This window comes from Streptomyces sp. NPDC057445, assembly GCF_042802855.1.
Taxonomy (GTDB): Bacteria; Actinomycetota; Actinomycetes; order Streptomycetales; family Streptomycetaceae; genus Streptomyces.
The window spans coordinates 1-8,383 of sequence record NZ_JBHVDH010000050.1 but is presented as its reverse complement, the minus strand read 5'-3'; the positions used below and the strand labels follow the sequence as shown (position 1 = coordinate 8,383).

Annotated in this window: 10 protein-coding genes and 1 pseudogene; 7 read left to right on the top strand and 4 right to left on the bottom strand. The window is 68.9% G+C overall.

Annotated features, from left to right (window positions below; genetic code table 11):
* Positions 1-313 (bottom strand): hypothetical protein (locus ACFU5O_RS37200; RefSeq protein ID WP_384247412.1); only part of this gene is annotated, 313 nt, incomplete at its 3' end.
* Positions 314-1,263: 950 nt separating this feature from the next.
* Here ACFU5O_RS37200 and mscL point away from each other — a divergent pair.
* The 3 genes and pseudogenes from mscL to ACFU5O_RS37185 all read left to right on the top strand — a co-directional run.
* A complete protein-coding gene (mscL, locus tag ACFU5O_RS37195) occupies positions 1,264-1,707 on the top strand; it encodes a large conductance mechanosensitive channel protein MscL (RefSeq protein WP_384247410.1) in 444 nt (147 codons plus the stop codon).
* Positions 1,708-1,760: 53 nt separating this feature from the next.
* Complete coding sequence (locus ACFU5O_RS37190) at positions 1,761-1,973, top strand: hypothetical protein (RefSeq protein WP_384247407.1); 213 nt, start codon at positions 1,761-1,763, stop codon at positions 1,971-1,973.
* 254 nt (positions 1,974-2,227) lie between these two features.
* Positions 2,228-2,401 (top strand): annotated as a pseudogene (locus tag ACFU5O_RS37185) (ANTAR domain-containing protein); the annotation flags it as partial.
* Between the two features lie 168 nt (positions 2,402-2,569).
* Here the strand turns inward: ACFU5O_RS37185 and ACFU5O_RS37180 are convergent.
* Entirely contained in the window at positions 2,570-2,929 is a 360-nt protein-coding gene (locus ACFU5O_RS37180; RefSeq protein WP_384247404.1) for an STAS domain-containing protein, read from the bottom strand.
* A gap of 211 nt (positions 2,930-3,140) precedes the next feature.
* Between ACFU5O_RS37180 and ACFU5O_RS37175 the strand changes: the two genes are divergently transcribed.
* Both ACFU5O_RS37175 and ACFU5O_RS37170 read left to right on the top strand, forming a co-directional pair.
* Positions 3,141-3,587, top strand: coding sequence for an ATP-binding protein (locus ACFU5O_RS37175; RefSeq protein ID WP_384247402.1), 447 nt, complete (start codon positions 3,141-3,143; stop codon positions 3,585-3,587).
* Between the two features lie 190 nt (positions 3,588-3,777).
* Positions 3,778-4,071 carry a hypothetical protein gene (locus ACFU5O_RS37170; protein ID WP_384247399.1) on the top strand — a complete coding sequence of 98 codons (294 nt, stop codon included), beginning with the start codon at positions 3,778-3,780 and terminating at the stop codon, positions 4,069-4,071.
* 116 nt (positions 4,072-4,187) lie between these two features.
* Here ACFU5O_RS37170 and ACFU5O_RS37165 read toward each other — a convergent pair whose 3' ends face one another.
* Positions 4,188-6,818 (bottom strand): Helicase associated domain protein, encoded by a 2,631-nt coding sequence (locus tag ACFU5O_RS37165; RefSeq protein ID WP_384247397.1) that lies wholly within the window; start codon positions 6,816-6,818, stop codon positions 4,188-4,190.
* A complete protein-coding gene (locus ACFU5O_RS37160; RefSeq protein WP_384247394.1) occupies positions 6,815-7,381 on the bottom strand; it encodes a hypothetical protein in 567 nt (188 codons plus the stop codon). Before ACFU5O_RS37160 ends, ACFU5O_RS37165 begins: the two co-directional genes overlap by 4 nt.
* A gap of 153 nt (positions 7,382-7,534) precedes the next feature.
* On the opposite strand from ACFU5O_RS37160, the gene ACFU5O_RS37155 reads away from it, so the two are divergent.
* Entirely contained in the window at positions 7,535-7,828 is a 294-nt protein-coding gene (locus ACFU5O_RS37155) for a hypothetical protein (RefSeq protein WP_384247391.1), read from the top strand.
* 114 nt (positions 7,829-7,942) lie between these two features.
* Entirely contained in the window at positions 7,943-8,110 is a 168-nt protein-coding gene (locus ACFU5O_RS37150) for a hypothetical protein (RefSeq protein WP_165939570.1), read from the top strand.
* Positions 8,111-8,383 lie beyond the last annotated feature (273 nt).

Genomic DNA, 8,383 nt, shown 5'->3' with positions numbered 1-8,383 from the left:
TCATGAGCCGACGACTCACCCGAGAATCCACCCCGAACTGGCGCGACACCTGAACCTCGAACCAAACACCCCTGCAGGGGCAAAACGCTCTTTCATCGCTTCGCATAGTGGTTGCAAGCGTGTCGGTGCCTTCAGTCACCGTCTCGGCAGCGCGGCGACACGGCGAGCCTTGTTCGTCTGCGGCTGTGTCACCCTTGCACTTCTTCGCCATGTACTGCACCTGCGCGGCGCGCATGGCTTCAAGTTGCCTCCGTGTGGCGGTGTACCCGTCGCGGTCGTGCACCGCGTCGATTCCGTCGATGGTTCCCTGCACTCCCCATGTGGCAGTTGCGATCGCGTCGATCTTCTCGGCGCATGCGGTGCTACTTGGTGTCTGACAGGCAGCGGTTGCTCCCTCCGCGGCGGTCGTGACAGGTGACGCCGCCCAAGATGATGCAGGGTCTTCGAAGGGGTCCGGCGGTAAGGAACTGGTGGGTTCAACGTCGGTCGGCGCTGACTCGGTGGTTGAGTCTGGCGTGTCGCTGCTTGTGCCGGGGGCAGCTCCGGCCTGAGGCTCTGGTTCGCTGGAGCAGCCGGTGAGTGCGAGAAGCAGCGCCGCGGGGAGTGCGGCAGCGTGGCGTCTAATGTGCGTACTCAGCACATTGGCCTGATCTCGTTGTGTTACGGGCGCGTACAGATGGCGCGTGACCTGACCGTGATGTGGTCTTTCGTATCGTTCCCGATCCTGGCAAGATCACTTAAGAGATGAACTAGCCCAGGGGAACAACAGGGTGATGATCAGCCACGCGGTGACGTAGAGCAGCAGGTACGTCAGCACGCAGCGCCCGATTCGTACCCAGACCCGGCGAGCCGTCGGCCATGGTGGACCGCCGTGCACCTCGCGTGCTGATGCCACGGGCTACCTGCGCCGGATGCGCATTCCCACAACCACTTCTGCCACGCCCTGCCCGCACGCTCACCAGACACTCTCTGCCCCGGCCGGCCCGATACCCGCCAGCGGCTGACCCCAACGCTCAGCGGTCACAGCGCACGGTGGACAGAGGGCGGTACGTGAGCCAATGCCTGTTCGGGGTGCAGCTCAGGCTGAGCGACCGGTCGCGATGGCGTGCTTGACGCACGTGGCGTCGGTAGCTAGTCCATCACCGCGCCGGGCGGCGGGGCCGGCATGGGGGGCGGGTGGCAGGGCATCCGAGGCGAAGGGAAGTGGGCTGACCGCGCTTTCGGTGCGCCCGTCGACGTCAAGAGCCTCTGAGGGGTGAGAAGGTGAAGGGCTTCCGCAGCTTCATCCTGCGCGGCAACGTGGTCGACCTGGCCGTCGGCATCGTCATCGGGGCAGCGTTCACCACCGTGGTGAACGGCTTCGTCCGCGCCTTTCTGACACCACTGGTCGGGCTGGCCACCGGCGCCACCGGCGACATGAGCCGCAAGACCTTCACCCTAGGCGCCACCGAGTTCCCCTACGGCGCCTTCATCAACGCGGCGATCAGCTTCCTCCTCCTCGCCAGCGCCCTGTACTTCCTGGTCGTGCTCCCGATCAACAAGCTCCACGAACGCCTCGCCCCGCACCACGACGTCCAGGCCCCCAAACGGGACTGCCCCGAATGCCTCAGCCCCGTACCCGCCCAGGCCCGACGCTGCGCCTCCTGCACCGTCTCCCTGCCGGCCGTACCCGCTCAGGCCGGGGAGCCAACCCAGCGCGCCGGGTGACCCGACCTCCACGGCCCGGCCTGGGTTGCCGGGCCCGTCGCGGGCACGTCCGTGTGACCGTAGTTACCGACGGCGTCCGACGCGCCGCCGTCGGTCCGGGGATGATGATGCACCAGGTGGCCGGGCCCTTCACCCCGCTCGTCGTCGGGGACCTGGACGAGTTCATCAGCCGGTGGGCCGACTGGCTCGCCCAGGCGGCGACCGGCCGACTCGCCCACCCCAGCCGTATGCCCGAACGCGACCCCCAGGGCTCCTGGAGGCGATGACCACACGGGGCCGCCTGGCGGCGGCCCCGATCCACGCGGACGTGGTTGTACGGAGCGAGTGTGAGCGGGGACGGGAGGGCGACTCGGCAGGAGAGGGGTTGGGGAGACAGCCTCTCGGGCTCTTCGCCGACCGTGGCCGGTGAGGAGCCCCTCCCTAACACCTGCATGTGATCTTCGCGTCGCACTGAGGGCGTCTTACCGTGCCGGTGCGGGGCAGGCGTACTGGGAACCTCGCCCCTGCATGGAGACCAGTCATGACGACCTCCCGCGAACAGCGGCCCCAGGCCGATGGAACGCGTGATGCCACGGTGGCCCGTCTTGAGCAGGAGAACGCCCAGCTGCGGCATGCGGTCGACTCCCATGCGACGGTCGACCAGGCCATCGGTGTCCTCGTCGCGACCCACCGGCTCCCGCCGCCGGCTGGGTTCGAGGTGCTGCGCGAGGTCTCCCAGCACATCAACATCAAACTGCACGCGGTCGCGAAAAGCCTGGGCGTTGGGGCAGCCGCTGCCGGAGCCGGTGGGCCAGGAGCTGGACGCGGCGGTGCGGCGGCGCTCACCTCGAGGAGAAGCCGGGGATCAGCCCGAGTAGAGCGGTCAGGCGTTCAGGGCCTGCTCGATGGTGGGGTGGCAAGGGATGACAGTGTCGACGCCGACCAGCTGCAGGACGCGCAGGACGGAGTCCTGGGCGCCGGCTATGCGCAACCACCCCTGCGCCGCGCTCACCTGCTGGTAGGCGGCGACGAAGACGTTGATGCCGCTGGAGTCCATGAAAGTCACCCCGCTGAGGTCCACCACGATCCGCGGCGGCACCGTGCTGTCACAGGACAGGGCCTCGCTGAGGATGTCCTTGACGTCCTGGTCGATCTCACCGCGCAGGGCGAGCACCCGGACGTCGTCGACGGTGGTGTGGTCGATCGACAGGCCGGGCCGGGCTGCTCCGTGGGGGTCTGTCATGTTTCCTCGACTGCGCTCGCTGATGGGGGCTCCCGGCCCCGACACGATGTGCGTTGGCAGCCTGCCCCGATAATACGGTGAACACCCATTGCCCCTCTGCGTAACCGAGCTCACTGCATGTGAGGCAGAGTCCGGGGTATGCGCGGGCGGATGAACGGGGGGAACAAGGGTGGGTCCGGCGGCATCAGTCCCCGATGGTGAGGACAGCGTGATGTCTGGCGCCCCTCCGATACAGGACACCATCGCCTTGGACGGCGACGGATCCTGCATCGCCGAGGCACGCCACCGCGCGGTGGACTTCCTCACCCGCGTCCAGGCCGAGCACGGCCTGCCGGTGTCCGCACGCGCGATGGACCTGACCCAGCTGGTGGTCAGCGAGCTGGTCACCAACGCCCGCAAGTACGCCCCCGGCCCCGTGCTGATGGAGCTTCGCATCGCCGGGGACCTGGTGGAAATCACCGTGTGGGACAGCGATCCTGTCCTGCCGGTGGCCCGGGCCGCTGATGCGGGCCGGGTCGGGCAGCACGGCCTGGAGATCGTCATGGCCGTCGCCCAGGGCTTCGAGGTCCAGCGGGAGCCGGTCGGCAAACGCATCACCGCCCGCATCGCCCTGCCCGACGACCCGGGCGGAGACGTCACCGGACGCCGCCCCCAGTAACAGCCGAGCTCCCGCCAGCTACCCACGACGGCGAGGCCGAGCACAACGGCACCTAACTCGACGCGGTCACCAGTCTCGAACACCCTGCCGCCCGGGCCCTATCAGCGCCAGGAAAATCCGGTGGCATGATCTGCTGTCTCTCGGGCAGGCGGCCTTGGTGTTGTGTGCGCCTGCGGAGCTCGTCTTGCAGGTGAGTTCTGCCCTGGTCCAGGCTCGCTTCGATGTGCTGGGCGACGCGGACACCGGCGTTCCCGGGCTGCGAGTGACCGAGGTGCCCGGGGGCGCTTTGGTGACCTGGATGGCCTCAGGCGGGTTCACCTCGCTGGCCCGTGAACAAGACAGCATGCGAGTGATCGTGCAGGCAGCAGTGACAGGACTACTGGTCCAGCTCGGACACACCGTCACCGAAGCCTCCGACCAAGGCGGCGTGGTGGTCCTTGCCGACACAGCCGCGTCGGACCGGCACCTCCCGGCCGCCACGTAGCCCACAGGGGGAGCGGCCCGGGATCCCAGTGCTTACACGCACTCCAGCGCGATGCCGAGACCCTGGGCAGCGAAAGACCCCGGACGCACACAGCGCCCGGGGCCCGCCCGACAGCGTCAGGATGCCGCCCAGCTGAGCCCGAGTTCGGTGAGTGCGGCGCGCTGCTCCGCGGTGAGCTTGTCTCGCCTCGCGCGAGTGTTGGAGATCCATACGCCGAGCTTGTGCTGGTGCTCCTGGCCGTCGATGACGACACATTCGACGTGGCCCCTCGGCACTGCCTTCTGGATGCCCTCGCGCTGGATCCACTGGGCGAGGGCCGCCAGACCGCGCTGGAAGGCTGATCCTTTCCCGCCGCCTTTGGCCGCCCGGGCCGGGGCGGGCCGCTCGGCGGGTTTCACGCCCAGCGCTGTGAGCCGCTGCTGCTGTTCTTCGGAGAGCTCCGCCCAGCTGCGGCGTTGCCGCTGGAGCCACTTGCCGAGGTCGTCTCCTTGGAACTGCACGCCGGGTGCGATGTGGGGGAGTGCGCCGTGGGGTTCGTCGGCGGCGAGGTCGGCGAGGACGCGGTAGTGGCGTTGCCAGTCCAGTGGCCAGGGGCAGTTCCAGTCCCGGTCGATCTGGGTGAGCTGTGCGGCGCGGGCTGCTGCGCGCTGTGGGTTCTTGCCGAGGCCGTCCTTGCGGCGGAGGTTGGCCATGTGTTCCCCGACCGGGACCAGTTCACTGTCGGCGTCGCCGCATACGGCGTCGCGCCTGGGGGCGAGGTGGCCGTGGGCGCGGTGGAAGGAGCGCAGGGCGGCGAGTTTGTTCTCCCAGGCTTCGTCGCCGGGTTCCCACACCATCCCGGCCTCGTCGAGCAGCATCTTGCGGTGATCGTCGAGTTCACCCGCACGGTACACGCGCCGCTGCTGGTGGACCCACCGCCCCAGAGGGAAGGCCTTGGTGACACCGGCCTCGGTCTCGGTGTCGTACGGGACTGCATACAGGCCCGTGATGCCGTTCTCCTGGCGCCATCGGCGGAGGGCCTGGTAGCCCTCGAGCCACACCAGGGACTCAGGCCGGTACACCCGGGTGCGCAAGAACGCCGCGACCGTCGTCGCGTCCCTCGGGGTGGAGAAGTGCAGCAGCGCTGACTGCACCGCGCCCTCGGTCTCGTCCTGCCCGCCCTCTCCTTCGGCCGTGGTGCCGATGATCCGCCCGTCCTCGTCCCGCTGCACGTACACGTGCCGCTGCCCGCTGCTCAGGGCCCGGCTGGCGAGCTGTTCGACAAGACGTTCCGAGTGACTACGGAGTCCTTGGAGGACCGCTACGAGGGGGCGGAAGGAGGCGGAGGCGACCATGTCGGTCGCATCCTCGCCGGGCTTAAGGAAGACGGGCACGATGATCCTGGCGGTCTTGGCCGTGCCGTCGGGGTTCGGGCGCAGCGCCCGGCCGATGTTCTGCACGATCTCGACCTGGGAGCCGCGGGTGTCGGCGAAGCACACGGCCTCGACTCCGCGTTCGCCGGTGATGTCGACGCCTTCCCCGAGGACGCGGCAGCTGGCGAGGAAGGCGCGGTGGACTCGGCGGCCAGCGGCGTCGATGCCGCCTGCGAACTGGCGCAGTACCTCGCGCCGTTCGGTGACGAGGTGGTCGCCGCACAGCCACGCCGACCACACCCGGTCCGGGGGGACGTGGCGGCCGGCCTCCAGCTGGTAGAACTCCGCGTCGATCGACGACTTCGGCAGGGCCTCCGCGTCCGTCAGAGCCTCGTCGGAGACCTCGGCCGCGTACAGCTCGGCGGCCGTCTGCGGCATCTTCTCCGCGATCGCCATCGCCTCCTCCACCCGCTGGTGGAAGGTCATGACCGTGCGCAGGTTCCGCGCGGCGGCGTGCTCCAAGAGCGCCGTCTGCAGCAGGGCGAGGCGCCGGCCCCGCTGCGCCTCTTCGGACTCCCCGAGGACGGGGGAGGGGTCGTGGATCTCCAGCACATCGATCTCGAACCCTGCGAGGATGCCCCGTTCGATCGCCTCCGAGAGCCCGAGCTCGGCCAGCCACGGCCCGTAGGTCTCAGAGCCCTGGCCCATCGACGCAATCTCCAGCTCCTGGCCTTCCGCGCCCTTCTGCGGCCGGGGCGAGGCCAGGATGCGCGGCGTCGCGGTCAAGTACAGCCGGAAGTCCGCCGGGATCCGCTGATTGTCGTGGATCGCCGCCCACGGCCTGCCAAGATCACCTGCGGTTGAGTGCGCCTCGTCCACGATGGCGAGGTCGAAGCCTGCCATCTGCCGGCCGTAGAGCCGCTCCCCGCCCGCCAGAGCGGCCTCCAGCGGCCCACGGACGTTCCTCTGACCGAACGGGTCCTCCGGGTCCTCGCGGTCCACGAGGGAGGCGTACGTGGCGAATACGACCACCGGCCCCTTCCCGGCCCACAGCGCCAGCTGGATGGGGTTGGTAGTGGTACGCACCCCCAACTCGTTCAGGACCGGGTCGTTCTCCAGCGAGCACACCGCGATCATCGGGGCCCGGTGGCCCACCAGGCGCCATGCCTGGGCGGTCTGCACGAGCAGGTCCAGGGTCGGCACAGTGACGAGGATCCGGCCGCCCGGGAAGCACTCCAGCGCGCACGCGGCAGCCATGATGGTCTTACCCGATCCGGTCGCGGACACGATCGTGCCCCTCGCACCCTCCGCCGGCACAGAGGATCTTGCAGGGAATCCGACCCATTTCCGGAACCGTGATTTCTGTTCCACCTGGTGTTCTCGGAGCTGGATCAAAAGAGTTCTCCCGGCTCGGGCAGGATTTGTGTGCCGGAAGCGATCCGGTATCCGCCGCGTTGGTAGAGGCCGCCGTCTCTTCCGTGGACGGCCCAGGCTCTCGCGGCCGCTTCACCGGGTGATGCCGCCATCAGGTGGACGGCGGGGGCGGGCATGGCCGGGCTGGAGCTGCCGGCGGTGGGCCGGGCATCGATCCGGTAGACGCGGTGCCGCCAGATTTCAGGAGCCGCGCCATCTGCCCGCTCGGCCTCGACCACGTCTGTCATCAGCCGCTGCAGACGCCGCTCTTCGTAGCGGATGGCACGCGAGTCGTCGGAGGGCTGGTACGCGGCCATCCGCTCCTTCTCCATGAGACCGGTGATCCGCTCCCACTGAAGGCGCCGCAACTCCGCGATGAACACCTCGCTCAAGTGATGCGGTTCGGGCGGGGCCGTCCTCGCCCTTCCGGCGCGTTCCCGAGCCAGGCATACCTGAGCGGCTATCCGGCAGTGATCGAGTCCGGCAGCTTTCGCGACCACCCCGAGCCGGGCAAGCTCATGCGGAAGATACTTGTAGATCAACACGCAAACCGCTCCCCACCGGGTGTCCCTGAATTACGCCAATGCTACATGCTGCATCACATCGGGGATGCAGACATGCGAGACGCCCCGGAAAGCCTCCTACACAAGATTCCTTCCGCCCCGATGGTCGTGGCACATCGGGGTACACGGCCCCGCATGGCACCGAAGACCGAACGCATCCAGTACCTGCGGGCCGTGCGGCAGCTGCACCGGGTCCGCTCCTTCTACGCCGTGGGCGTCCTGCTGTGGGCGGCGTCCGCCGCCTGGACCGGCTGGCAGGCGCCCGGGAGCCGGCAGATGTGGGTGTCCGTCCTCCTCCTGGCCGTCTTCACCGCTCTCCTCGCCACCGCCGACCTGTCCCTGCGGCGTCTCGCAGTCCCCCCGACAGGCCGGCCCGCGCATCACGCCGCCTCACACAAGGCGGCAAGTACCCGCCACGCCCACGCCTGAGGATCCGTCAGCCTGCCTGCGTGAGCCGGCCAGACCACTTTCAAAGGCGCTGCCCATGTCTGTGGGCGCGGTGACCGGGCATACGGGCTTCACTTCCTATGAGAGGGGCTCGTCATGCTCGGCATAGTCGCGGCAGTGCTGTTCTTCATCGCGTTCCTCATCAACGCGGCCGAGATCAGCACCAATCACACGTTCTCGTCAGTCAACGTCATGCTCTTGGGGCTGACCGCGCTGGCCCTGCACGTTGCGGGAATCGGTAGCACTTGGTCCCGTAGACGCTGACCCGACATCAAGCCCCAGAACCCACAGAGGTCAGCCGGATAGACACCCACCCCTGCTGCTGCTCGGGCCGCAGGCCCGTTGACCCGGCCCCGCGCAGCGGGGCCGGCCTTCGTGGCGCGAAGCGCCACCCGGTGACCGGAGCGCAGCGGAGGCACCGCGGGTGGGGGCGCAGCCCCCACCCGCTCCGGGAGCGCAGCGGACGGAGCGTCACCCGGGTTGCGCAGCAACCCGGGTGCGCTGACCGCGCAGCGGTCAGCCAGCGCTCCCGCGGAG

Bases quoted from the DNA above. Each gene is read 5' to 3' on its own strand.
- ACFU5O_RS37180 (WP_384247404.1), bottom strand. From the start codon at position 2,929: ATGACAGACCCCCACGGAGCAGCCCGGCCCGGCCTGTCGATCGACCAC.
- ACFU5O_RS37175 (WP_384247402.1), top strand. From the start codon at position 3,141: ATGTCTGGCGCCCCTCCGATACAGGACACCATCGCCTTGGACGGCGAC.
- ACFU5O_RS37155 (WP_384247391.1), top strand. From the start codon at position 7,535: ATGGCACCGAAGACCGAACGCATCCAGTACCTGCGGGCCGTGCGGCAG.
- ACFU5O_RS37150 (WP_165939570.1), top strand. From the start codon at position 7,943: ATGCTCGGCATAGTCGCGGCAGTGCTGTTCTTCATCGCGTTCCTCATC.